Source organism: Marinobacter flavimaris (genome assembly GCF_002933295.1).
Classification (GTDB): domain Bacteria; phylum Pseudomonadota; class Gammaproteobacteria; order Pseudomonadales; family Oleiphilaceae; genus Marinobacter; species Marinobacter flavimaris.
This window is the reverse complement of the sequence record NZ_PSSW01000001.1, coordinates 45,861-70,527: the sequence shown is the minus strand read 5'-3', so window position 1 is coordinate 70,527 and position 24,667 is coordinate 45,861. Positions and strand designations below refer to the sequence as shown.

Genomic DNA, 24,667 nt, shown 5'->3' with positions numbered 1-24,667 from the left:
TGGACAGGTTGCACGGCAGGGTTCCAGGCGTTAGCATGCTCGATACTGTACATTTAAACAGTATCGAGCATGCCCATGAAAACTCGCGCCACGGCCCTGAATCCCCACAACCGGTTCCAGCCCATTGTCACTGACCGGGAGGCAGACCATGACTGGTATCACGACCCCGAAGACGACCTGAACCCCGATACGCTCGCTACGGAAGTCGTCCTTGAGACCGCAAAATCCATAATCAGTCGAAATACGTCACCGGACGTACCGTTCGACCAGTCGATCAACCCATACCGTGGCTGCGAGCATGCCTGCATTTACTGTTTCGCCCGCCCTACCCATGCCTATTGGGACATGTCACCGGGGCTGGATTTCGAAACCCGGCTGATCGCCAAACCCAACGCCGCCGCCCGCCTGAGAGAAGAGCTCGACAGGCCCGGCTACCGGGTGTCGCCCATCGCCCTGGGCGTCAATACGGATGCCTACCAGCCACTGGAGCGGGACCAGAGGATCACCCGCCAGGTGCTGGAAGTTCTGGCCGAGTATCGCCACCCGGTGTCGATCATTACCAAGGGCGCGCTCATCCTCAGAGACCTTGATCTGCTCCGCGAAATGGCTTCTGATGGGCTCTGCTCTGTGCGGATCAGCCTCACCAGCCTGAGCAACGATCTGAAACGACGCATGGAGCCGAGGACGGCCGCACCGGCCACCCGCCTCAAGATGATCAGGCAGCTCTCGGAGGCCGGCATTCCGACCGGTATCATCCTCGGGCCGGTAATCCCCTTCATCAACGATCACGAAATCGAGTCAATTCTGGAAGCCGCGGCAGAGGCGGGCGCCACCCGTGCCAGCTGGATTATGCTGCGGTTACCCCATGAACTGGACGAGCTGTTCCAGGACTGGCTGCAGAGGCACTTCCCGCAAAGGGCGGAGCATGTGATGAACCGAATGCGCGACCTCAGGGGCGGCAAGAGTTATGACGCCACCTTCGGCCGCAGAATGACGGGCACGGGCCCCTACTCGGACCTGATTCGCCAGCGCTTCACCAAAAAAGCACGGCGTTTGGGGCTGAACCTCCATGCAGAAGAACCGTTGCGGGGTGATCTTTTCCGGCGGCCAGGTGGGGAACAAATGCCGCTGTGGTAGCATCAGACTGTTGCACCTTACCACCGCGAATAAGGCCTCTCAGGGATGAGGTGGAGAACACCCATGCATGGAATCAGACGTTTTTCCCTCGCCACAACATTGTGCGCCCTGATGGGCACCCTCTGGCACCCCGTTTGCCTGGCAGCCGATGAAGCCATTGTTGCCAGGATTGAGGCCATGGAGGCCGGCTTCCCGGTTCAGGTGCTCGGAAGCCGGTTAATGGCCCACCAGGCACTGTCAGCCTTTTACGGGGCCAACGGATACCAGCCAGCATGGAAATCGGCTGAGCTTCGCCGGCAGTTGATTGATTCGGTTGAACAAGCCAGTCATGACGGTCTAAACCCGGCTGACTATCACGCGGATATTCTCTCGGGCCTGGCACTCAGACCCATGAGCGATTTCTCTGAAGACCTGAGGGCCGATCTGGATCTGCTGTTCTCTGATGCTTTTCTAATGCTCAGCTCACACATGCTGGTCGGCAAGGTCAACCCGCAGACGGTTCACGCCGAATGGACCGCCAACAGGCGCCAGCGCCAGATGGAATCCGTTTTAAAGGATGCGTTGCAGCGCTCGGATATCACCGGCACGCTGGATTCGCTGCGTCCCGCCGATCCCGCTTACCGAAAGTTGATGGCTGCAAGGCAGGACCTGACCAGACTGCTGGGCCAGCCCTGGTTACCGCTGGCCTTGCGCCCGACCATTCGGCCCGGCGACAGGGATGAGCGGCTCAATGAGATCCGCCGACGACTTTCTCTATTGGGAGAGCTTGCAGAATTACCGGCAACAGTCACAGATCCGCGTGACTACGACGCAGAGCTGGAATCTGCGGTCGTGCGCTTCCAGGCCCGACATGGGCTTGAAGCCGATGGCCTTATCGGGAAGGACACCCTGACAGCACTGAACCTGATACCGGTGGAACGCCTGCGCCACATTGACGCCACGCTCGAACGATGGCGGTGGCTGCCGGAATCCCTCGGCGACACCTATGTCCTGGTCAATATCGCCGGATTTGAACTGAAAATGGTGGAAAACGGCGAAGAAGTACTGCGCAAACGAGTGATCGTCGGCCAGCCCTTCCGCCAAACGCCGGTGTTCTCCGATCGCATCCGGTATCTGGTGTTCAATCCCACCTGGACCGTACCGCGAACGCTGATGATTCAGGATCAATTGCCCCGGATTCTCCGCGATCCGGACTATCTCTCCCGACTCAATATCAGCGTTTACCGTGGCTGGGGCGCTGACCGGGAAAGAGTGGACCCGCTGGAGGTTAACTGGCCGTCACTGAATCGGAACAACTTCCCGTACCAGTTGGTGCAGGAACCCGGCCCTCAGAATGCCCTGGGTCAGATCAAGTTCATGTTTCCGAACCAGTACGATGTTTACCTGCACGATACGCCGGGGCGCGGCCTGTTTTCCCGGGCCGAGCGTTCATTCAGCTCTGGCTGCATCCGGGTTGAGCAACCTTTTGATCTTGCAGAGCGACTTCTGGCGTCGGCGCCCGACTGGTCCCGGGAAAAGATTGACCGGGTGGTTTCCGAGGCACAACCCCAGACTGTCGTGCTCCCGGAGCCGGTGCCTGTGCACATCCAATACTGGCCCTCCTGGGTAGATAACGAGGGCAGGCTGCAGTTCCGCAATGATTTATACAACCGCGATGCCCGCCTGATTGATCAGCTCCGTGGAACCGCCGAGGGGGATACGCGCTACAATACTCCGGTAGCCGGCTCGGGCCCGGCACAGGACAAGCTCTGAAACAGGATACGCACATCAGTTGAGGAGATATCATGAAACAGACCCTGCTATTGGTTTTCGGGATACTCTTACTGCAGGGATGTCAGTCGCTGCCGCCCGCCGAAGACGAAATTGACGGAGACACCGTTTTCGTCAGCGCCAACCATTGTCTCAACGAATACCTGGATGATCTTGAGAAGGTTCATTACGGTCCGTGTCTCAAGGTCATTTCGATAAATGGCAATGAGCCGGCTGTAAGAGAAGACGGATTCATTGAACTACCGGCAGCGACAGCGCTGACCATTGGCGTGAGCTGCGTTTATCGCCACGCCGACGGCTCGCCTATTCCGGCAACCATGGAAAACGTAGACTTTGACGTGAGCAAAAACACGTTCGCAAAAGCCGGCCAACGCTGGTATCTCCACGCTCACAAACAGGCCCGCAGAGTTGTCGGCTGTGAGCCCACCCTGTCGCGCTCGGTCTACCCCACGAATGACACAAATTAGTGCCGATGCGCGGTGGGACCGGTTTCTAACGCTTTCAGATGGCAGGACCCTGGCGTTCACGGACGTTGGCGACCCCCTCGGCTACCCGATTGTCTTTGGGCACGGTATGCCGGGCAGCCGTCTGGAAGGCCGCTTCTTTGATCAAAAAGCCAGGGAGCACGGGTTTCGCATCCTGACCCCCGACCGCCCCGGTATCGGCAACTCCGATTTCCAGCCAGGGCGCAAGCTGCTTGATTACCCGGCCGATATCGAACAGCTTGCCGATTTCCTGGAATTGGCAAGCTTCAGCCATATCGGCTGGTCCAGCGGCGGTTCCCGGACCCTGGCCTGCTGTTACCGACTCGCGGATCGGGTCGATCTCGGGGTCTGCCTTTCCGGGCTCACCCATTTTGCGGAATATCCGGGCTCCGGCGGACTGGTTCAGGCCACACGATGGCCGGGCCCGCAACTGGTCAGGCTCAGTCCCCGATTGACCCGGCTGGCCGTCACATTGATTGCCTGGCTATCCAGGCGTCACCCGGGACTTTATCTCAAAGGTGCCGAGGAAATGGCCAGCAGGCATGACCGCCAGCTATTGAGGAAGCTATTGAGCGACGGCGAATTCCAGCGTGATCAGCTCATGTGTCTCAACAGTGGCGGACGAGCCATTACCACCGATTTACTGACCGAACTTGGAAACTGGGGGTTCAGTCTTCGCGATATCCGGACCCCGGTATTCATCTACCAGGGCGAGGAGGATCCATTCGTGCCCATGGACTACGCTCGCCACCTCGCCAAAAATCTACCAGTCGCAGAGCTGACCCCGATGCCCGGCCTCGGTCATCTGTACCCGCTTTGCCGGGACTTTCAGGATCAGCTTTTTCAACGTCTTACTCTGCAACTGGACCGCCATCAAACAAAGGAGTCACAGACACCATCATGACCAACAAAATCGATATCCACTATTGCACCGGTTGCCGCTGGCTTCTGCGCTCGGCCTGGATGGCGCAGGAGCTGCTGACAACCTTCGAAGGCGAGATCAGTGAATTGAGCCTGCACCCCGGCACTGGCGGTATTTTCGAGGTGTGGGTCAATGGCAAGCGGGTCTGGTCCCGCAAGCAAGACGGCGGCTTCCCGGAAATTACCAAACTCAAGCAATTGGTTCGCGACCAGGTTGCACCGGAACGCTCCCTTGGCCATTCCGACAGCAAAACCGGCACCTCAGAATAATCATTCAAAAATACTGACAGGCTGTGTCGATATTCTTCGCTTTTAGAGAAGGCGCTGCGCCCCGATAGTATCCCTCGTCCAATTCAACAACATGAAAGGGTATCTATGAGCGACGTGATGCAATCCATCAAATTCAACACCATCGAGGTACCTAATCGATTCGCCCTGGCACCAATGACACGCACCAGTGCGGAGCCGGACGGCACCCCGAATGCCCTGATGGCAGACCATTACGAACGCTACGCGAGGGGCGGCTTTGGTCTGGTGATCACCGAGGGAACCTATACCGATGGCAAGGCAAGCCAGGGCTATGCCAACCAGCCCGGCATCATCAACGAAGCGCAGATAGATGGCTGGAAGACCATTGTCGAACGGGTACACGCCGCAGGCAGCAAGATCATCGTTCAGTTGATGCACGCCGGCGCGCAGTTCCAGGCCAACCGTTTCACCGACCAGCCACAGGCGCCCAGCGAAGTTACCCCAAAAGGCGCCCCGCTTGGTTTCTATGGCGACCAGACTGAGTGGCAAACGCCCAGCGCCATGACCAGGACCGACATTCAGGCGGCGGTTGAAGGTTTTGCACATTCCGCCGCCAATGCGAAAGCCGCCGGCTTCGATGGCATTGAGATTCACGGGGCCAACGGCTATCTGTTGAATCAGTTCCTGAGCACCTACTTTAACCAACGCGACGATGAGTACGGTGGTTCACTGGAAAACCGGCTGCGCCTGGTGGTTGAAGTGGTCCGTGCGATTCGCGAGGCCGTTGGCGAGGACTTCACCGTAGGCATCCGCCTGTCTCAGGGCACGGTCACTGATCCAGACCACCAGCTGCCGGAGGGTGAAGCCGGATTCCGTCAGATTGTGGAAGCGGTCCGCGATGCAGGTGCCGATTTCGTCCATACAACCGACGGTGACGTTAACCGGAAGCATTTTGTAGAGGGTGATGAGAGCCTGGCTGGCGTGGCCGCCAGCGTTGAAGGGATCGGTCTTATCCTCAATGGCAACATTGATGAAACCAACTGCCAGGATGTGGCCAACCAGTTCCCGGACGCGTTGCTTGCGGTGGGCAAGAAGGCGCTCGCAAACCCGGACTTCGTGCAGCGCCTCAAAGACGGCAAAGAGATTGCAGACATCGATTTCGCGATGCTGCAACCGAAGGCCACCATTTCCAACGAGCTGGCCTGGCGCGAGCAGAACGCCGCCTGATCGCTTTTCTCTCCCGAGAAATGCAGCCGGAGGAACCCACAGCGGGGCCTCCGGCGTAGCTACTTCAAGCTGCTATGCTGACATTACAAGTCAACGGGAGACTGAATGACTTCTGACATCAGTATTGTCTGGCTGGGAACCATTGCCAGCCTGCTGGCGGGCCTTGCCAGTGGCGTGGGCGCCCTGGGTGTGTTTCTTGTCCGTACCCTCACCCATAAACTGCAGGACGGTATGCTGGCTTCAGCCGCAGGCGTGATGTTGGCGGCGTCATTTTTTTCTCTGTTACTACCTGGCCTCGAGTACGGCGAACAGATTACTGGCGAAACCTGGACCGCCGCGCTGATTGTCATTTTCGGCCTGCTCTCCGGTGCCGCTGCCCTCTACTTTGTGCACCAGAAGCTGCCGCATCAGCACTTCGAACTGGGCCGGGAAGGATCGGACGCTTCTTACATCCGCGGCATTTGGCTCTTTATTGTCGCTATAACCCTCCACAACTTCCCCGAAGGCATGGCGGTGGGCGTCGGTTTCGCCGGCGGCGATGTCAATAATGGCTATGTTCTTGCCACCGGTATCGGACTCCAGAACATTCCGGAGGGGCTGGCCGTCGCTTTTTCGCTATTGGCCATCAACTACTCGCGAATCAAGGCCTTCAGCATTGCCCTGATGACTGGATTGGCCGAGCCACTGGGTGGTCTCTTCGGAGCGACGCTTGTCTGGCTTGCCGAGCCAATAATGCCCTGGACCCTTGGCTTCGCAGCAGGCGCCATGCTGTTCATCATCAGCAATGAAATTATCCCCGAAACCCATCACCGGCAATGGAAAATCATGTCCACCTTCTGCCTGATGGGCGGTTTTGCCGTAATGATGTTCCTGGATGCTACGTTGGGCTAACCGCCCAGACACCCGCCAGGGCTTCCAGAGCCTCCGCGATCAGAGGCTCGCCCTGTCGGTCCTGGTGCCATACGAAACTGAGCGCGCAAGGCAACTGCAACCCGTCAACAATTTCCAGGCCGGTTTCCTGGCGCTCAGCCATCGCCAATGCATCCCGCGCGAGACTCAAACCCACACCTGCCCTGACCAGGTCCAGCATGCACGCCTCCTGATCGACCTGGGCTACGCCCCGCGGCATTAACCCCATGGGTTCCAGAGTGCCTTTAAGCAGCCGGTGATGAACGGAGTCTTCTGGGGTCACAATCCAGGGCATAGCTGCCAAGTCGGACCACTGGGCCGACCGAAGCCTCGGCCCCCAACCCGCCGGCGCAACCACATAGTAGTGAAACCGGGTCAGCTCACGGTGAACCACATCCGGCGCCAGTGCACCCGGCCCGACGCCGGGCGGCGCCAGAAAAAAACCGACATCGAGGCGGCCATCCCTGACCTGTTCCAACACGCTGCCACTCATACCCTGACGCAGCTCGGTCTCCAGTTGTGGCGCCCGTTCCACCAGGCGGTGCAGAAACGCCCCGAGACGGATAAATTCCGGATCCACGATGGTACCAATCCGCAACCGCCCTCGAAGGGTGTTATGCAATGCCCGGGCGCTCTGCTCAAACGCTGCCATGGCAGCGAGTGCTTTTTCAGCCGAAGGCAAGAGAGCCTGACCATCGGGGGTCAACACCAGACCCTGGGGCTTGCGCAGGAACAGTTTGAGTTCCAGTTCGTCCTGCAGTTGCTTGAGCTTGAGGCTGACGGCGGGCTGAGTCAGATGGAGGCGAGTGGCGGCGCGGCTTACACTGCCCTCACGGGCGACAGTAACGAACGCCCGAAGGCTCTGAAGGGGGTACATAAGCGTCTCGCCTCAGGTTCTCGATATAAGATTACTTTATATCTGGCTTTTGAAAATCTCAATTGCTTTCCCCCTTTGCCACACCTAACCTGTACGGTCAGAAATTACCCAAAGCTCCTTAAGGGCCCTTAGCAGAATGCATTTCTGCCATTTCGAGCGGCCAATCGCGAAAAGACAGAGGCATCCATGACCAACGCAACCATCCAGCATTATATCAATGGCGAAATATCTCTCGGCACATCCAGCCAGTCCCAGGACGTGTTCAATCCGGCCACCGGACAGGTCACAGGCCGCGTAGCTCTGGCCGGCCGTGAGGACGTAGACGCCGCTGTTGCTGCCGCCGATGCTGCATTCCCCGCCTGGGCCGACACACCGCCCATTCGCCGGGCCAGGGTCATGTTCAAGTTTCTGGAACTGTTGAACACCCACAAGGATGACCTGGCCCGCGCCATCACCGCGGAGCATGGCAAGGTATTCACGGACGCCCAGGGCGAAGTAGCCCGGGGCATCGACATCGTCGAGTTCGCCTGCGGCATTCCCCAGCTTCTGAAAGGCGATTACACCGAGCAGGTCAGCACGGGTATCGATAACTGGACCACCCGCCAGCCCCTGGGCGTGGTCGCCGGCGTTACCCCGTTCAACTTCCCGGCGATGGTGCCCATGTGGATGTTTCCGGTAGCCATCGCGGCAGGCAATACCTTTGTCCTGAAGCCCAGCCCCCTGGACCCGAGTGCTTCCCTGATGATCGCCGACCTGCTGAAACAGGCCGGACTGCCCGATGGCGTATTTAACGTGGTGCAGGGTGACAAGGACGCGGTGAACGCCCTGATCGAGCATCCGGATGTCCAGGCCCTGAGTTTTGTCGGATCCACTCCGATTGCCAACCTGCTGTACGAGAAAGGCGCCAAACACGGCAAGCGCATTCAGGCCCTCGGCGGCGCCAAGAACCATATGGTGGTAATGCCGGACGCCGATCTCGACAAAGCGGTCGATGCCCTGATCGGTGCCGCCTACGGCAGTGCCGGCGAGCGCTGCATGGCCATCAGTGTGGCGGTGCTTGTCGGGGATGTTGCGGACAAGATCGTGCCAAGACTGGCCGAGCGGGCCCGAAGCCTGAAAGTGAAAAACGGCGAACAGCTGGATGCCGAGATGGGCCCGATTGTTACCGCCGCCGCACACCAGCGCATTACCGGCTACATTGACAAGGGTGTGGCGGAAGGTGCCGAGCTGGTCGTGGATGGCCGGGAGTTCGATGCCTCGAACACCGGCGATGGCTGCGCCGAGGGTTTCTGGATGGGCGGTTCACTGTTTGATCACGTCACGCCCGATATGACGATCTATCGTGAAGAAATCTTCGGACCGGTTCTGGCCTGTGTCCGGGTACCCGATATCGCCACGGCGATTCGTCTGATCAACGACCACGAATTCGGCAACGGTGTCAGCTGCTTCACCGAGAGCGGCAGCGTGGCCCGGGAATTTGGCCGCCGAATCCAGGTCGGCATGGTCGGGATTAACGTACCCATTCCCGTACCCATGGCGTGGCACGGCTTTGGCGGCTGGAAGCGCTCGATGTTTGGCGACACCCACGCCTACGGCGAAGAGGGCGTGAAATTCTACACGCGCCAGAAATCCATCATGCAGCGCTGGTCCGATTCCATTGATGCCGGTGCGGAATTTGTTATGCCGACCGCCAAGTAACTACAGAACCAGCAGCGGAGAAAACGCCATGTCCGACAACAACAATGCGACGGGACATCAGGAGTTCGATTACATCATTATCGGCGCCGGCACTGCCGGCTGCCTGCTGGCCAACCGGCTGAGCGCAAACCCGGAGAATCGGGTGCTACTGATCGAGGCTGGCGGACGGGATAACTATCACTGGATTCATATCCCGGTGGGCTACCTGTACTGCATCGACAATCCGCGAACAGACTGGCGTTTCCGTACCGAGCCCGATCCTGGCCTGAACGGCCGATCCCTCATCTACCCCCGCGGCAAGACTCTGGGTGGCTGCTCCAGCATCAACGGGATGCTCTATATTCGTGGTCAGGCCCGTGATTACCAGCAGTGGGCCGAAATTACCGGCGAGGACGCCTGGAACTGGGACAACTGTCTTCCCGATTTCATGCGCCATGAAGATCACTACCGCCTTGATGAGGGCGGCGATGCCGATCCGGAGCACCGCAAGTACCACGGTCACGGCGGGGAATGGCGTGTGGAGCATCAGCGCCTGAAGTGGAAAGTGCTGGAGGACTTTGCCACTGCCTGCGTCGAGGCGGGCATACCCCGGACCCGGGATTTCAACCGCGGCGACAACGAGGGCGTGGATTACTTTGAGGTGAACCAGCGCTCCGGCTGGCGCTGGAATACGTCCAAAGCGTTCCTGCGGGACGCGGAAAAGCGTTCCAACCTGACCCTATGGCACTCAACCCATGTATTAGGGCTCGAGACAGAAAACGCCGGTTCCGGACCTCGCTGTGTCGGCGCTCGGGTCGAGCGGTCTGGCGGAGATGACGTTATCGCCCGGGCAAAACGGGAAGTTATCCTGTCCGCTGGCGCCATTGGCTCCCCGCAATTGCTCCAACTCTCGGGCATTGGTCCCGCCGACCTCCTTAAGGAACACGGCATTGATGTGGTTGCCGACCTGCCCGGCGTTGGCGAGAACCTCCAGGATCACCTGCAGATCCGGTCTGTGTACAAGGTAAAAGGGGCCACAACGCTGAACACCATGGCCAACTCCCTGATCGGCAAGGCCAGAATCGGCCTGGAATACCTGCTTACACGCTCGGGGCCGATGAGTATGGCGCCCTCACAGCTGTGTCTGTTTACCCGCAGTTCCGAGGAATACGATTACGCCAACATCGAATACCATGTGCAGCCCCTTAGCCTGGACGCCTTCGGGCAGCCGCTTCACAATTTCCCGGCCATCACCGCCAGCGTTTGCAATCTGAACCCCACCAGCCGGGGCACGGTGCGTATCCGCAGCAACGATCCAAAACAGGCACCGGCGATATCCCCCAATTACCTAAGCACGCCGGAAGACCGGAAAGTTGCGGCAGACTCGTTGCGGGTGACGCGCCGTATTGCCGAACAGCCGGCCTTCATGCAGTACCAGCCGGAGGAATTCAAACCCGGACTTGAGTACCAGACCGACGACGAACTGGCGAAGCTGGCGGGCGACATCGGCACCACGATCTTTCACCCGGTGGGCACTACCCGTATGGGGCGAGCCGATGATGAACAGGCAGTGGTGGACCCACACCTGAGGGTCCGGGGTGTGGCGGGATTGCGCGTGGTGGATGCCGGGATAATGCCTACCATCACCAGCGGCAACACCAATTCGCCAACCCTGATGATTGCCGAGAAGGCCGCAAGGTGGATTCTGGCGGGTGATTGAGCATTGAACTGATTGCAGTTTCCAGGTTTTTACCGGCGGACAGGCTGCTAGACTCGGCAGCCTGTTTCAATTGCAAAGGACTGACCCACCATGACGCTTGCAACCTGGCTGACCGTGGTCACCATCTGCATTCTGGGCGCTATGTCCCCGGGACCCTCGCTGGCACTGGTGCTCAAGCAGACGCTCACCGGTGGTCGGCGCAACGGCATCATCACCGCCCTTAGCCATGGCATCGGTGTCGGCATCTATGCCTTTCTGAGCATCCTCGGGCTCGCCGCCATCATCACCGCCTCGCCAACGGCGTTTTCAATTCTGCAATGGGGCGGCGCCCTGTACCTGGCCTGGCTGGGCGTGAAAGGACTGATGGCAAAGCGGCAGGCGGATGACGAACTGCCCGAGCCGCCCACCACCAAAAGTGCGGCCCGTGACGGTTTTCTGATTGCCTTCTTCAACCCGAAAATCGCGGTATTCTTCCTGGCCCTGTTCAGTCAGGTGGTGGGCACCGACACCAGCCTGATGGCCAAGTTCGGCTATGCCGCAACCGCCCTTGTCATTGATACCAGCTGGTACCTGATCGTTGCCTGGCTGTTCTCCAACCCGAAATGGCTGACCCTGCTCAGACAGAAAGCCGTGTGGTTCGAGCGTATCTTCGGGGCCATTCTGCTTGGCCTGGCTGGCCGTCTGGTTGTCGGGATTCTGAACGGGAAATAACCGGCTCAGCCCGCCAGCTGGACGATCTCATCGTACTCGCGCGTCTGGACCACCTGCTCGGCGGCGGGTTCTGCCGCCAGATGGCAGGCCTCATTGACCATGGCACTGGCCACTGTTTGCGCCTCAATGCCGCGGTACTTATCCAGGGGACCGATCAGCAGACGGTTCACCAGCGGCATCGCTTTTATGCCAAGGGCCTCGGCGGTGCGCTGTTCTTTGCGATCGCCCAACAACAGACTCGGGTGATAGATGGACAGGTAGGGATAGTCGAGATCTCTCAGGGCGTCTTCAAGCTCGCCCTTTACCCGGTTATAGAAAATAGTCGACGACGACGAGGCTCCAATCGCAGACATCAGGATGAACGCTCGCACTCCACGGGAGCGGCCCAGCTCACCCGCTTTCATCGGGTAGCCCAGATCCACCTTCCGGAACTGATCCTGTGAGCCCGCTTTTTTGATGGTGGTGCCCAGGCAGCAGATAATCACATCTACGTCGAACAGTTCGGCGTGATCCTCCAAGCGATCGAAATCGACTTCATGCTGTGCCAGTTTGTCATGCAGCGTCGGCAGCTTGTGTCTCACCAGCGCCACCACCTGCGAAACTTCCTCCCTTCCCAGCAAACCCTGTAGCACTTTGCCACCAGTCAGGCCGGTAGCGCCCAGCAACATCACCCTCATAATCGTCTTTCCCCCATAACCGACTTACCATCCTACCAAAGACCCGCAACAAACGCTGACAGGATGGCGTAAGTCTCCCCGACCGCGGATACTAACGATAGAATCAGAGTTTTACTTTACGGGTAACGGAGACCTGCTTGAAATCGCTTTTGCTTATCCTCGTGACTGTCATCTTCCTTACCGGCTGCCAGGAATCCCCTACCGGCAGGAACCGCCTGGCCCTGGTTCCCGACGCTGTTCTGGCGGACATGGGCCAGGACAGTTTTGAGCAGATGAAGCAGCAGAATGCCGTAATCACAAGGCCTGACATCAACCGCTTAGTACAGTGCATTACGGAAGCTCTGGTCAGCGCCGCCCACACCCGATATCCGGACGCTCCAATGCCCCAGTCCTGGGAGATTGCCGTCTTTGAAAATGCCACACCCAACGCTTTTGCCCTCCCCGGAGGCAAGATCGGCGTGCATTCAGGGCTACTTGAACTGGCCGAAAACCAGGCCCAGCTGGCCACGGTCATTGGTCACGAAATAGCCCATGTTCTTGCCGACCACGGCAATGAACGCCTGACCCAGGAACTGGGCCTGCAAGCAGGAATGCTGCTGGTGGGCCTGTTCACCGAAAGTGAAATTGCGGAGAACCAGATACAGCAGGCTCTGGGCATTGGCGCCCAACTGGGTATTACGCTGCCGTTCAGTCGTGCCCATGAGGAAGAGGCCGATTTGATGGGCCTGGAAATCATGGCCCGGGCCGGTTTTGAACCGGGCCAGAGTGTCAGGCTTTGGCAGAACATGGCGCAGGCTTCGGGCGCACAACCGCTGGAATTTCTGTCCACCCATCCGAATCACGACACCCGCATTGCCTCCCTGCAAAATCAGCTGGAGACTGCCCGCTCGGTTTTTGAAACGGTTCCTCCAGCCGACTGTCAGATCTGATCAAGTCGCACTCACCGTATAATTGACTATCATCAAGTCTAGCGGCGCGTTAAAACTGAGGCAGATTCCATGGTGGAACGCTTGCCACATCCGGATGGTTTCCGGCTGGTCCTGACACCCAACCGTTCCCTCAGCTGGCATGGCAATGTCCGGATCTGGGCCGCCCTGTTCGTGCTTTCAGCCCTTATCGCAACGGGCTTTACGCTTATGGGCGCCTGGGTGATTATTCCGTTTGCCGGGCTGGAGCTGATTGCGCTCGCTTGCGGCATCTACCTGACCTCGCGGGAGTGCCAGCGGCAGGAGGTGCTGTCCATCGACGATGAGGACATTCATCTGGAGAAAGGCAGAAAGCGCAAGCAGGCCGAGTGGACCCTTCCCACCCGTTATGCGCGGCTCAGGGTTGCCTCACCGCCGCACCCGTTCACACCGGCTAAGCTCTCTCTGACCCATCGGGATACCGAAGTATCAATTGGCGGCTTCCTGAACATCGAGGATACCGAAAAGCTCATTTGCATGCTTGAGAAGAACGGGTTGCTGATCGAACGCAAAGAGCCCGATCCGCAGATCGGGCTCTGGTTCTGAAAATTCCGCCCATCCCTGATTGCTTATTCGTAGCTGGCAGCGATTCTTTCGATCTCTCCAGCCTCACGAGCCTCGTCCAGAGCCTGCTGGAGATCCTCGATCACAGCCGGATCGGTATTGTTGCTGAATGCCAGATACATGGGCGTCTCCCGGAATACCAGCACCGGCTGCAGCCCGGTGATACCGTGCTCTTCCTCTGCCATCAGGGGGCCCACCAGGCCGTCGGTAACCCACAGGTCGGCCTGGCCGAGGGTAAGGCGACGAGTGTTCACATCACCTGAAACCCCCATCACCACGTTGAATCCCTGATCAACCAGGTACTCGGACATCACATCGCCCTTGTACCCGGCGATTCTCAGGTCTTTGGCTTCTTCCAGGGAGTCCAGAGTGATATCGGAGTCTGGCGCGGCGAACAACGTCCACTTGATTGATGCCAGAGGACCTACCCATTGAAACTGATCTTCCCGCTCGTCGGTGCGCGCGGTGCAGAACAGACCATGATTTTCGCGATCCTGTACCCAGTTGTAGGCGTAACTCCAGTCCCGCATTTTCATCACGTAGTCATAGTCGACCCGGGACAGCATCGCCTTGACCATATCCGCACAGATGCCGGTTATGTCGTCTTCATTGTGGGCGAACCCTTTTCCGGTTTCAGAGGCATTATAGGGAGGGTAGTTTTCCGTAAAGATATACAGGCGCTCGGCCGCAAGGACCGGGAGGCCAATGGCCGACAGGGTCAACGCGATGAGGCCGGTTTTAATGCCTGTGATTAACTTCGAGGAGACCGGTGCAGTTTCTGTGGGCATTCTCTAGTCCTTTTCGACGATTCAGCTGGAACGGAAGCCAGGCGGCCGCATTGAGTGGCCATAAACCAGGGACATGATTGCAAAAGCGACATACTGGCATTTAATGTCAGCCTTTCTGGTTGATTATGCCAGCAAAACCCATGATTGCGCTTCCTGCGGAAAAAGTCAGTGACAAAACGTATCTGGAAAACCTGCCATCTTTCTGTGGAGCTCAGGTGCCACCAGAGATAACGTCTCCTGCGTCACCGTCGGCAGTGCTGACAATCCTGTCACCAATCACGCGCAGGCAGCCGCTCTTGCAGACTACGTTGAGAGGCGTTCTGGAGACCACATCCCCGTCGGCCGTAACGGTCTTAGGTTTGCCGGTGTGTACCAGGCAGCGTTGGCTCCTGATATGGACCAGCGTACTGGTGCGCCGAGGAGTTTGCCGGTTCAGGCGAACCATCAGAAACGTGAACAAAAGCTGAAGAATGGGGCGTGGCCGGACCGCGACAATAGCCAGCTGGCCATCGCTGACGGATGCCTCGGGAATCTCGTTGCCACCGCCAAAAAAAGCGCCATTGGCCACCGCGATGGAAAGCCACCGGCCCTTCACGACGCCCCGATCGCAACGGATGGTTGCCCTGAAGCCTCGCTTCGCATTCAGCCGGCGTAATAATTCGACCACATAGCTGAAACGCCCGAAGAGCTTTTTTTCGGTACTGCGGGATTCTCGTGCAGGGAGGGTTCCCATGCCGACATGGGCAACGTTCAAAAACATACCGTCACCATAATCCGCGACATCCACCATTTGCGTTCGGCCGCTGGCAATCAACTTACACAGCGCTCCCGGCTGGTGGGGAAGCCCCAGATTCCGGGCAAAGTCGTTGGCTGTACCAGACGGCAGGACAGCAAGGGTGGCCCCCTTCTCCCGGCAAACGGCGGCGGCCCGGCTTACCGAACCGTCTCCGCCCGCGACTATAAGCGTGTCCCGGTCGTCGAGCCTGGTGCTCCAGTCGGATTCCTCAAAGTCACGGCATAGAGGATCGTGGATACCGGCAGTTGCCAGGTGCTCCAGCCAGAAGTCCCGGCCTCGCTCACCATCGCCAGCACCGGAATTGCATATCAGCCAATAAGCCATGGCGCTTGTCTCTACTCCCCTGCTCCATCACAATCCTTTAGACCATTCCCTCACAATAATGAACAACAAGGCAAGCTCGATGGATTTTGTCAGAACCCCGGAAAAACGCTTTGAACGACTCCTGGATTACCCGTTTGAGCCCCACTACGTGGAGGTAGACGGGCTGCGTATGCACTACTTGGACGAAGGGCCGGCCAACGAAAGTCCCGTTCTGATGATGCATGGCGAACCTTCCTGGTCCTACCTCTACCGGCATATGATTCCGATCTGCGCGGCGGCCGGCCACCGGGTTATCGCCCCGGACCTGATCGGTTTCGGCAAGTCCGACAAACCCACGTCCCTTGACGACTATTCCTACCAGCAGCACATGGACTGGATGCAATCGTTCCTCGATCAGCTCGGACTCACCAACATCACTCTGGTATGCCAGGATTGGGGCTCATTGCTTGGGCTGCGGCTGGCGGCAGAGAATCCCGAGCGGTTCCGGGCCATTGTGGTGGGCAACGGCATGTTACCTACCGGCGATCAGACAGCCCCGCCGGCCTTCAAGATCTGGAAGAATTTTGCCCTGCACAGTCCCTGGTTTCCCATTGCACGGATCATCAACACCGGCTCTTTCCGCAAGCTGGGCCCCGATGAAATGCGGGCCTACGACGCGCCCTTCCCTGGCAAAAAGTACAAAGCCGGCGCCCGGGCCTTCCCCAGACTGGTGCCGATGCACCCGGACGATCCCGCCAGTGAGGCTAACCGGAACGCCTGGAAAGTGCTCGAACGTTGGGAAAAGCCGTTTCTGACCACCTTCAGCAATGGCGATCCGATCACCCGGGGCGGCGACGCCTATATGCAGAAGCGGATTCCAGGTGCAAAAGACCAGCCCCACGTAACCCTCAAGGGCGGTCATTTTCTTCAGGAAGATTCACCCGTGCCCTTCGCCCGGGCCATCAATGATCTGCTCGCGACACTCTCCTGAGCGGTGTAGTCCCGAGCGTGGCAAACTCAATCCTGGCCCACCGGCACCCGCGGCCGGTAGTGCCAGGAAGACCAGCTGTACAGGCCCAGTGCAATCCAGATCACCAGAAAGCTCGTCAGTTGGGCATCACTCAAAGGCTCGCCGAACACGAGCAGGGCAATAAAGAACTGCAGGGTGGGATTGATGTACATCAGGAAGCCGACGGTCGCCAACCGCAGGCGCCGGGCGGCACCGGCAAAAAGTAGCAGCGGAATGGCTGTCACAATGCCGCTGGCCATCAGCAGGCTGCCAATGTAGGCACTGTCGGCGAAGTGCGACATTCCCTCGCTCGCCAGCCATCCAAAGGTCAGCAGGCCGACCGGCAACAGCAGCATGGTTTCAACGAACAGGCCGGAAAGCCCATCGAGCACCACCTGTTTTCGAACGAGGCCATAAGTACCGAAACTCATGGCAAGGGCGAGTGAAATCCACGGCAGTTCACCAAGCATCGCAAGCTGGATCAGAATACCAACGCCTGCGAGCATCACCGCAGCCATCTGCCACGGCCCCATGCGTTCGCGAAGCACGAGCATGCCCAGGGCGACATTCACCAGTGGCGTCAGGAAATAGCCCAGGCTGGCCTGGAGAACATGGCGGGTTTCCACGGAATAAATGTAGATGCCCCAGTTGGCGGCAATGAGCAGCGCACAGGCAAGAACGCGCCAGAGCTGCTTCGGATTCGCCAATGCCGCTCTCACAGCAGGCCAGCGACGGAGGCCACTTATGACCACAGCGAGAAAAACACAGGACCAGATGATCCGGTGAATCAAGATTTCAAAGGCCGGCACACCCTCAAACAGGGCAAAGAACAGAGGAAAACAGCCCCAGATCGTGTAGGCACTCAGGCCATACCAGACCCCTTTGGTCGCATCCGTCATGTATTAGCCACTCCCGGACACCCTTCCTAGGCTGGTTTTTTCTGGGTGGCAACCAGAGCCACACCAACGATAGCGACGAGCCCGCCTGTCATTGCCAGTCCTCCAAGGCGCTCATCGAACAGCAGATACGCTTCCAGCGCGGTAACCGGAGGCACCAGGTAGAACAGACTGGCCACCTGGGAAGCAGCACCCTGGCGTATCAGCCACATCAGAAGAAGGACGGCGCCGGTGGATAACCCAATCACAAGCCAGGCCATGGACAACTGCAACTGCAGGCTCCACTCAACCTCGCGGGTTTCGAGGGCGAAGGCTCCAATGGCAAACAGGGCGGCCGCTGCCGCAAATTGGATCAGCGTGCCGGCCACCAGATCCGCGCTGGCGCCGAAGCGCTTCTGGTAGACCGTGCCCATGGAAATTCCAGCGAGGGCAAAACCCGCCCAAAGCAGGCTCCAGGGAGAAAAGCCGGAGGCCTGACCACTCATACCGAACTTCTCGAGGAGGACAAGCGCGACACCGACCAGCCCCAGTATAAGTCCAATCCACTGACGTCCGCTGACTGTTTCCTTGAGGATTGCCACCGCCGCCGCAGCCGTCACCAGGGGTTGCAGCCCCACAATCAGGGAAACAATTCCGGACGCCATGCCATCCTGAATCGCGTAGTAGACACCGCCCAGATAGCAGCCATGCACCAACATCCCGGTAACCGCAAGGTGTCCGGCACCTCGCCAGCCCGGCCAGCGGGTTTTCATGACCCAGGCCAGGGCTCCAAGCACCACCAGTGTCAGCAGCATGCGGATCAGCAGCAGCGTAAACGGCTCCGCAAAGGGCAGACCGTACTTGGCGCCGATAAAACCAGTACTCCACAGCCAGACGAACAGCGCGGGCACGAAAAACGAGTAAAACAGTGAGCGCATGAAACTCAACCGGATTCGATGTATTTGTCAGTCAGCTTACTTTATAAGTTAGCAGGCAAACAAAACAGATACAGAAATCCGGTTTCGTGACCAGTACAGTTTGTCAGGCACGGGTCTCCGGCAGCCTTACTTCGATAGCCGGCTCGGAATCGTGCCAGTTACCCTCCCAGGTGACTTCGGGTGCTGCGCCCGGCCGGGGCGTAATGGTGACGGACACGGATCCGAAACTGGTCGGTGCCGGCCCGAAGCGGATTGGTTTGTCCTGCTCCAGCCACCGGGGAGGGATACCAGCTCCGAGAATGAGACGATCTCCCTCCTCCCGGACAAAGCAGTTGCGGACCATCAACACCCACTCGGCCGACGCCCAGACATGGTGACCATCGCCCATACAGCCGCCCTCGGTCGCCGGATGTATGGCTTCCGGCCATTGCCCGGTGGGCGATGCGAGGCCGGCCACCGCATCCACCAGATCCAGGAATCGAGCATCGCCCGCACGCAGGAGAACCTGAGCCACGTGCAGGGTGAGGTAGGCGTTAAGACCCGAGTGAATCATGTCCTGATAGAACGCCCCTTTCACAAAGCATTTTTCGAGGAGGAATTCGGCACAGTCCAGCAACCTGGGATCATCCGGCTCACACAGCTGGGTCGGATAACCCATCGCCAGTGAGCCTATGGCGCCCGCATCCAGGCGGCGATAGGGCGAGGCCGGCATTCCCGGTCGTTTGAGTCGCTGCTCGCAGGTTGCCAGGCTGCGATCCACCGTCTGACTGAACTCCCGGGCACCGGCGCCAAAATGCTCGCCGGTTTCCCGGTCGATCGGGGCAAACAATGATTCGGCGGCCTTCAGGCCGGCGATGCCCCAGAAGTCGTCCCAGTAGTAATAGTCATTGGGCCCCAGGTGCTCGGCACTGAATCCGGCGGGCAAAAGGCCAGCGTGAGGCCCTTCGATATTTTCACTCAGGCGTTTATTCTCGATCCAGCAAGCGCCCTTGCGCACCGGCTCCTGCCACTCCGGGTGCAGAGGTCGACCCGTAAGCTCATGGAACCGCCTCAGAATCCAGAGCACTTCTCCATTGGCATCCCATTCCCCTTCCTGGGAGCGGAAATAGCCGTTTTTCAGTTGCCGCGCCGGGAACTGGTAGAGCGCCCGCTCAGCGCGATCTGTCAGACCTGCACAGAGCAAGGCATGGATAATGAACGCGGCATCGCGAAACCAGAAACGCTTGTAGGTATAGGGCCCGGGGTACACATCTTCCGGAGAGTGCAGCACCAGGGAATTCAGGGCGGCGTCATAGAGGAACTGCCAGTTTTCGTCGGGGCACTCCAGGCGGGCATGGCCATGAAGGGCGGCCGCCCAGCCGTCAGATCGAATGACTGGCGCCGACTCATCCTGCAGCGGCACCCTGAGCCTGAGCTCCGACTCCTCACCTGCTTCGACCCGGAACAGGGCCGCTGCGGTGACCATGCCGACGTCGCACTGCCCTTCGCACTGGTCTTCCTTGTCCTGCAGATGAATCCGAACATCACCCTCGCGATAGTTCGACACATGATGACGCTCTGCCGGGCGACTGAAAAACACCGCCTGCTTGCCATCTATGGTCCAGGCGTCTCTCTGCTCGGACAGCCGGACCTTGTTGATAAAGCTGATTCCTTCAGGATTGGCGGGGCGCAAGGATATGACCAGAGAGCCGGAAGTCTCGGCCCGGGCCTTCACGACCATTTCGCAAACCGCCCGGCCGTTCTCGACCACCACCCGGGAACGACTGGTCAGGGCCAGCCCGTCCAGTTCGGACTCTGTGACCACGCAGGGACCATCCTCAAGTTCCTGGCGTTGCCGGGCCGTTTTGCAACGAGAGGGCAGAAGGCACCGGCCATCGTCCGCCAGCAGCCACGCATCCAGTGACCAGCCGTCATGGAACGGTGTCAGCAACCCCCGGGGATCCACCACGGGCAACTCATCCACATCCGGCTGGCCGATGGCCGTCCAGTTACGGTTACTGAGATTGATGTGGGTAATCGAGAATGCCCGGGGAATGAAGGCAATGTCTTCGGGGTCGAACTGGCGCTCCACCCAGTAAGGCCAGACCCAATCGAGGTTGTGCTGGATGACCCGACTGTTGATCAGCCCCCGCGCATGGAAAACCACGCCGGCCCGGAGCAGTTCGATGGGCTCGCCGACTTCCGAAGGCTGGGCAAAACTGTGAAGTTTCCCGAGCAGCGCGATCGGATCGAGGAAACCATGGCGGTGGGCCACGCGTTTTACCAGGTAACGCCAGGGCAGCCACTTCATCCAGCTCATTCGTTTGCCTCCTGTTCTGTTGGCTCAGTCTCGACCTTGTAACGGGCGAGTGCCCGCCGGGCGAGACGATTGAGAAACACCACGGCCATTACCGTGCCTACGAAACCGGCACCGTAAATGGCCCACTCCAGGGGTGAACGGCCGGTTTCCCGCACACCCAGAGTTGACAGGTCGGCGGCAAGCGAGCCGAGATACACGTTATGCAGGGAAAAGGGAATCACACCGAAAAAGGTGCCGACAACGAAACCGCCAAACGAGAAGTTGGTGAGACCGAACAGAAAATTGGACAGCTTGCCGGGGAAGAAAGGGATCAGACGGGTCAGGAGTACGATTTTCCAGCCGTGAGGCGCCATTTCGTTGCTGACGACAGACAATCGCGCGCGGCTGCGAATGTACACACGGGCGTGCTCACCCAGAAAATGCCGGGCAACCAGAAAGGCAATGGCCGAGCCCAACGTAGTGCCCACCACCACGTAGGCTGTGCCTTCCAACACGCCGAACACGAAACCCGCTCCGGTGGTCAACAACACCCCGGGCAGAAGCAGCACCATGGCCAGCACCATGATGCCGACAAAGAGGAGAGCCGCCCAGGCCCCCTGGGTATCAAACCAGCGCAGAAGCTCAACGACCTGCTGATGCACACCGAAGGCGTAAAGCAGACCGACTATCAGCCCAACGGCGGCAATGCTCCCGCCCATCCAGAGGACGGGCGACTTCTTCCAGTTGCTCATGGCCTCACCCTAACGCGGGAGGGCACCGGGTCTCAAAGGCCGGACAGGTCATCCGCGCTTTATGAGCTACTGAGAATCGACTGGAGCTTCTGGGTCAGATCCACTGCCTCTGCCCCCAACGGCGTGAGGTAGCCGCCATCTTTCTGGCTGATCAGCCCCTTGGCATGCAGGTTTTCGGCGGCCTTCACCGTTTCCGGAGCCGCCGAATGGGCATGAACCTTGAGCCCTTCCTGAGTCGAGGTGGAAGGAAATTGGCCCAGCAAATTGAGTTCGGCAAGGTGATCAACAGAGAATGGCATGGCATTTCCTCGTATTATTATCGGGGGTTTACATTCAGCATAGCCGATTCACACCATGAAGCTTTCACGAATTCTCAGCAACCGGAATGACATCAGTCGCCGTCAGGCCAATTTTCTGATTGCTTCCGGTCGGGTGGCCGTAAATGACGTCACCTGCCGCGATGCTGCTGCCGAGGTGGATCGGTTTTCATGCGTACGGATGGACGGCGATATCATTCAAGAGGCTGAAGCCTGCCATTACCTCATGCTCCACAAACCTGCAGGTTTTCTGAGTGCAACGCTCGACGACACCCATCGGACCGTGATGGAGCTGATCTCGCCAGAACTGCGCGAGGATCTGCACATTGCCGGACGACTCGACCGCGCCAGCACGGGCCTGCTGATTCTCACCAATGATGGCCGCTGGTCACGCCAGCTTACCGAGCCCCGAATCAAGATCCCGAAAGTCTACCGGGTCAGCACCGCCTATCCGATTTCTCCAGAGACCCCTCATCGATTCGCGGAGGGCATCTGGTTTGAGTTCGAGCAACTCACCACCTCACCTGCTGACCTGGATCTTCTGAGCCCCTGTGAAGCCAGAGTGACCATTTACGAAGGCCGTTACCATCAGGTGAAGCGCATGTTCCATGCCGTCGGTAATCGCGTAACGGCCCTGCATCGGGAACGGATGGGAAATATCCTGTTGGACGATGACCTGGCGGCCGGCGAATACCGCTCACTGACTGCCGAAGAAATCAACCTGATGCCGGATTGATCTGCCTCACAAACGCAGAGCCAGCATGGGCTATGCTTTCAGGGTAGCTCCAACAGAAACAGGGAAGATTCAAGGCAATGCCAAACCAGACGAGCGATTTTTACCCACGGCCACTGCGTCATCTCAGCAGCTACCTCTCGGGGCTGGTGCAGGGAAAGCTCTGGCTGAAGGTGCTCATTGGCATGTTCCTCGGGTTGATTACAGGCACGCTCCTGGGACCGTCGGTGGGACTCGTGGAACCGGAAACCGGGACGTTGATCGGTAACTGGCTGGCTTTCCCGGGGCAACTGTTTCTGGCCACCATCCAGATGATCGTAATCCCCCTGGTAATTGCCTCGGTGGTTCGCGGGCTCGCCGCCAGCGAAGACCTTGAACAGTTGCGAAAGCTGGGCCTGAGGGTAACCGGCTTTTTCGTAATCACGACGGCCATGGCAGCATCGATAGGTCTCTGGATCGGCGACCTGATCAACCCCGGCAGAATGATGGCAGGGCTCGGCACTCCCGTTGAGGCCGGGGAAAACAGTGTGCCTGTTGCCTCCATGCCGGGTGTGGATGAGCTGCCCAAGACCCTGATCGGGCTGCTACCGGGCAACCCGCTCGATGCCATGGTTGAAGGCCAGATGCTCCAGGTGGTGATCTTCTCCATCATTGTCGGCATTGCCCTGGTGAGCATGGCCCCGGAAAAATCCAGGCCCATGCTGGACCTGCTCGATTCCCTCCAGCAAATCTGCATGACGGTCGTACGCTGGGCAATGCGCCTTGCCCCCATTGCCGTGTTCGGCCTGATGGCCCAACTCACAACCACCCTGGGATTCCGGGCAATGCTGGGCATGGCATCTTACGTCGCAACCGTCATTGCGGGCTTGCTGGTACTTCTGGGCGTTTACATGCTGATCCTGAAGCTGCTCGCCGGCCAATCCCCCGTCCGGTTCCTGAAAGACACCCGGGATGTCCTGTTGCTGGCCTTTTCCACATCCAGCTCGGCGGCCGTCATGCCGCTCTCCATAAGAACCGCCGAAGACAAGCTCGGTGTCCGGCCGTCGGTTTCCCAGTTCGTGATTCCCCTGGGCGCCACCATCAACATGAACGGCACGGCACTCTACCAGGCCGTTGCTACCATCTTTCTTGCACAGGTCTACGGCATTGATCTCAGCATGGGCAGTATGGCGCTCGTGGTCGCCATGGCTGTGGGCGCGTCCATCGGCTCACCGGCCACGCCCGGGGTAGGCATCGTGATCCTTGCCATGGTGCTGCAAACCGTGGGCATCCCTCCCAGCGGCATCGCACTGATCATGGGCGTGGATCGAATCCTGGATATGTGCCGGACGGCCATCAACGTGACGGGCGACCTGGTGACCTGCCGGCTGATGGAGAATCTAGCGGGAAAGAGACTGCCGCCCGAACCAGTACCGGAAGAAACGTCTTGATCGGGCGGAGTTGACTTGACCAGCGCGGGGCCAGCTCAGATGCTGTCGGAGCGTTTTTCCGAGTCCTGCAACTCCTCCTCGGTGTTGTTCCATTGCTCTGAAAGCGCTTCATAGGCATCGGAAAATCCCTTTCGAGCCTTCTCCCAGGCGGATGCCGAGCTGTCTTTCAGTTCCTGATACCAGTTTTGGACACGAGCCCTCTGTTCCCGCAACGACTCGAGGCTCTTCTGGGACCGCTCCCGGGCGGTATCGCTCATATCGTCCCAGTTTTTCGAGAGTTGTTGCTCAAGCTCCTGGATGCGTTTATCCAGGGCCGACAATGTTTTGTTGATCGAATCCTCGGCCTGCTCTTTCTGATCAGAACCATACTCCTGAAGCGCCTCACCCAACTCACGGGTTTCCTGCTTAAGCGACTCCACGGAAGAATCCTCGGGTGATGTTTCAGCCAGAGCCGTTCCTGAAAACAGTCCAGCAAAAACGATCGCAAGTGCGTAAGTCCAGTTCTTCATCATTAAGTCCTCCCAACACATCATGGGACTGTAGCAGCGAGGTCTGTCTG

25 protein-coding genes are annotated in these 24,667 nt (G+C 58.9%); 15 read left to right on the top strand and 10 right to left on the bottom strand.

The window, feature by feature from the left end; all coding sequences use genetic code 11:
• Positions 1-75 precede the first annotated feature (75 nt).
• From MDHKLMBL_RS00345 to MDHKLMBL_RS00315, 7 genes are all read left to right on the top strand, one after another.
• Positions 76-1,137, top strand: a complete 1,062-nt coding sequence (locus MDHKLMBL_RS00345) for a PA0069 family radical SAM protein (RefSeq protein ID WP_104270127.1) — start codon at positions 76-78, stop codon at positions 1,135-1,137.
• Positions 1,138-1,200: 63 nt separating this feature from the next.
• Positions 1,201-2,889, top strand: a complete 1,689-nt coding sequence (locus tag MDHKLMBL_RS00340) for a L,D-transpeptidase family protein (RefSeq protein ID WP_104269854.1) — start codon at positions 1,201-1,203, stop codon at positions 2,887-2,889.
• A gap of 32 nt (positions 2,890-2,921) precedes the next feature.
• On the top strand, positions 2,922-3,374 hold the full coding sequence (locus MDHKLMBL_RS00335) for a hypothetical protein (protein WP_104269853.1): 453 nt from the start codon (positions 2,922-2,924) through the stop codon (positions 3,372-3,374).
• Entirely contained in the window at positions 3,361-4,296 is a 936-nt protein-coding gene (locus tag MDHKLMBL_RS00330; RefSeq protein WP_104269852.1) for an alpha/beta fold hydrolase, read from the top strand. Before MDHKLMBL_RS00335 ends, MDHKLMBL_RS00330 begins: the two co-directional genes overlap by 14 nt.
• A complete protein-coding gene (locus tag MDHKLMBL_RS00325) occupies positions 4,293-4,583 on the top strand; it encodes an Rdx family protein (protein ID WP_008173882.1) in 291 nt (96 codons plus the stop codon). Before MDHKLMBL_RS00330 ends, MDHKLMBL_RS00325 begins: the two co-directional genes overlap by 4 nt.
• A 105-nt stretch (positions 4,584-4,688) precedes the next feature.
• Positions 4,689-5,789, top strand: coding sequence for an oxidoreductase (locus MDHKLMBL_RS00320; protein ID WP_008173879.1), 1,101 nt, complete (start codon positions 4,689-4,691; stop codon positions 5,787-5,789).
• Positions 5,790-5,894: 105 nt separating this feature from the next.
• On the top strand, positions 5,895-6,680 hold the full coding sequence (locus tag MDHKLMBL_RS00315) for a ZIP family metal transporter (protein WP_008173877.1): 786 nt from the start codon (positions 5,895-5,897) through the stop codon (positions 6,678-6,680).
• Here the strand turns inward: MDHKLMBL_RS00315 and MDHKLMBL_RS00310 are convergent.
• Positions 6,667-7,575 (bottom strand): LysR family transcriptional regulator, encoded by a 909-nt coding sequence (locus MDHKLMBL_RS00310; RefSeq protein WP_014577928.1) that lies wholly within the window; start codon positions 7,573-7,575, stop codon positions 6,667-6,669. The two genes, MDHKLMBL_RS00315 and MDHKLMBL_RS00310, sit on opposite strands and share 14 nt — an antisense overlap.
• A 186-nt stretch (positions 7,576-7,761) precedes the next feature.
• Between MDHKLMBL_RS00310 and MDHKLMBL_RS00305 the strand changes: the two genes are divergently transcribed.
• The 3 genes from MDHKLMBL_RS00305 to MDHKLMBL_RS00295 all read left to right on the top strand — a co-directional run bounded on the left by MDHKLMBL_RS00305 (position 7,762) and on the right by MDHKLMBL_RS00295 (position 11,683).
• Positions 7,762-9,273 (top strand): CoA-acylating methylmalonate-semialdehyde dehydrogenase, encoded by a 1,512-nt coding sequence (locus MDHKLMBL_RS00305; protein WP_062781598.1) that lies wholly within the window; start codon positions 7,762-7,764, stop codon positions 9,271-9,273.
• Between the two features lie 28 nt (positions 9,274-9,301).
• Positions 9,302-10,972 (top strand): GMC family oxidoreductase, encoded by a 1,671-nt coding sequence (locus MDHKLMBL_RS00300; RefSeq protein ID WP_104269851.1) that lies wholly within the window; start codon positions 9,302-9,304, stop codon positions 10,970-10,972.
• Between the two features lie 90 nt (positions 10,973-11,062).
• Positions 11,063-11,683, top strand: a complete 621-nt coding sequence (locus MDHKLMBL_RS00295; protein WP_104269850.1) for a LysE family translocator — start codon at positions 11,063-11,065, stop codon at positions 11,681-11,683.
• A 5-nt stretch (positions 11,684-11,688) separates the two neighbouring features.
• On the opposite strand, the gene MDHKLMBL_RS00290 is transcribed toward MDHKLMBL_RS00295, so the two are convergent.
• Entirely contained in the window at positions 11,689-12,360 is a 672-nt protein-coding gene (locus tag MDHKLMBL_RS00290) for an NAD(P)H-binding protein (protein WP_104269849.1), read from the bottom strand.
• 137 nt (positions 12,361-12,497) lie between these two features.
• On the opposite strand from MDHKLMBL_RS00290, the gene MDHKLMBL_RS00285 reads away from it, so the two are divergent.
• Positions 12,498-13,289, top strand: a complete 792-nt coding sequence (locus MDHKLMBL_RS00285; RefSeq protein ID WP_104269848.1) for a M48 family metallopeptidase — start codon at positions 12,498-12,500, stop codon at positions 13,287-13,289.
• Positions 13,290-13,358: 69 nt separating this feature from the next.
• Complete coding sequence (locus MDHKLMBL_RS00280) at positions 13,359-13,871, top strand: DUF2244 domain-containing protein (RefSeq protein ID WP_104269847.1); 513 nt, start codon at positions 13,359-13,361, stop codon at positions 13,869-13,871.
• Positions 13,872-13,894: 23 nt separating this feature from the next.
• Here MDHKLMBL_RS00280 and MDHKLMBL_RS00275 read toward each other — a convergent pair whose 3' ends face one another.
• On the bottom strand, positions 13,895-14,677 hold the full coding sequence (locus MDHKLMBL_RS00275) for a substrate-binding periplasmic protein (RefSeq protein WP_053112779.1): 783 nt from the start codon (positions 14,675-14,677) through the stop codon (positions 13,895-13,897).
• 211 nt (positions 14,678-14,888) lie between these two features.
• Complete coding sequence (locus MDHKLMBL_RS00270) at positions 14,889-15,797, bottom strand: diacylglycerol/lipid kinase family protein (RefSeq protein WP_053112780.1); 909 nt, start codon at positions 15,795-15,797, stop codon at positions 14,889-14,891.
• A gap of 79 nt (positions 15,798-15,876) precedes the next feature.
• Between MDHKLMBL_RS00270 and MDHKLMBL_RS00265 the strand changes: the two genes are divergently transcribed.
• Positions 15,877-16,767 (top strand): haloalkane dehalogenase, encoded by an 891-nt coding sequence (locus MDHKLMBL_RS00265; RefSeq protein ID WP_039882028.1) that lies wholly within the window; start codon positions 15,877-15,879, stop codon positions 16,765-16,767.
• A gap of 26 nt (positions 16,768-16,793) precedes the next feature.
• Here MDHKLMBL_RS00265 and rarD read toward each other — a convergent pair whose 3' ends face one another.
• The 5 genes from rarD to MDHKLMBL_RS00240 all read right to left on the bottom strand — a co-directional run bounded on the left by rarD (position 16,794) and on the right by MDHKLMBL_RS00240 (position 21,927).
• Positions 16,794-17,684: an EamA family transporter RarD gene (gene rarD / locus MDHKLMBL_RS00260; RefSeq protein ID WP_104269846.1), complete on the bottom strand. Its 891-nt coding sequence runs from the start codon at positions 17,682-17,684 to the stop codon at positions 16,794-16,796.
• Between the two features lie 26 nt (positions 17,685-17,710).
• The gene (locus MDHKLMBL_RS00255) at positions 17,711-18,598 is read right to left on the bottom strand and encodes a DMT family transporter (RefSeq protein ID WP_053112783.1); all 888 of its coding nucleotides are present in this window, start codon (positions 18,596-18,598) and stop codon (positions 17,711-17,713) included.
• A 103-nt stretch (positions 18,599-18,701) separates the two neighbouring features.
• Positions 18,702-20,897 carry a hypothetical protein gene (locus tag MDHKLMBL_RS00250; RefSeq protein WP_104269845.1) on the bottom strand — a complete coding sequence of 732 codons (2,196 nt, stop codon included), beginning with the start codon at positions 20,895-20,897 and terminating at the stop codon, positions 18,702-18,704.
• A complete protein-coding gene (locus MDHKLMBL_RS00245) occupies positions 20,894-21,628 on the bottom strand; it encodes a TVP38/TMEM64 family protein (protein ID WP_008173851.1) in 735 nt (244 codons plus the stop codon). Before MDHKLMBL_RS00245 ends, MDHKLMBL_RS00250 begins: the two co-directional genes overlap by 4 nt.
• Before the next feature lie 59 nt (positions 21,629-21,687).
• Positions 21,688-21,927 carry a TIGR02647 family protein gene (locus MDHKLMBL_RS00240; protein WP_008173849.1) on the bottom strand — a complete coding sequence of 80 codons (240 nt, stop codon included), beginning with the start codon at positions 21,925-21,927 and terminating at the stop codon, positions 21,688-21,690.
• A gap of 55 nt (positions 21,928-21,982) precedes the next feature.
• Between MDHKLMBL_RS00240 and MDHKLMBL_RS00235 the strand changes: the two genes are divergently transcribed.
• Both MDHKLMBL_RS00235 and MDHKLMBL_RS00230 read left to right on the top strand, forming a co-directional pair.
• Entirely contained in the window at positions 21,983-22,681 is a 699-nt protein-coding gene (locus MDHKLMBL_RS00235) for a pseudouridine synthase (protein ID WP_008173846.1), read from the top strand.
• Between the two features lie 77 nt (positions 22,682-22,758).
• Complete coding sequence (locus MDHKLMBL_RS00230; protein ID WP_104269844.1) at positions 22,759-24,108, top strand: dicarboxylate/amino acid:cation symporter; 1,350 nt, start codon at positions 22,759-22,761, stop codon at positions 24,106-24,108.
• A gap of 35 nt (positions 24,109-24,143) precedes the next feature.
• Here MDHKLMBL_RS00230 and MDHKLMBL_RS00225 read toward each other — a convergent pair whose 3' ends face one another.
• Complete coding sequence (locus MDHKLMBL_RS00225) at positions 24,144-24,620, bottom strand: hypothetical protein (protein ID WP_088556610.1); 477 nt, start codon at positions 24,618-24,620, stop codon at positions 24,144-24,146.
• Positions 24,621-24,667: the final 47 nt, after the last annotated feature.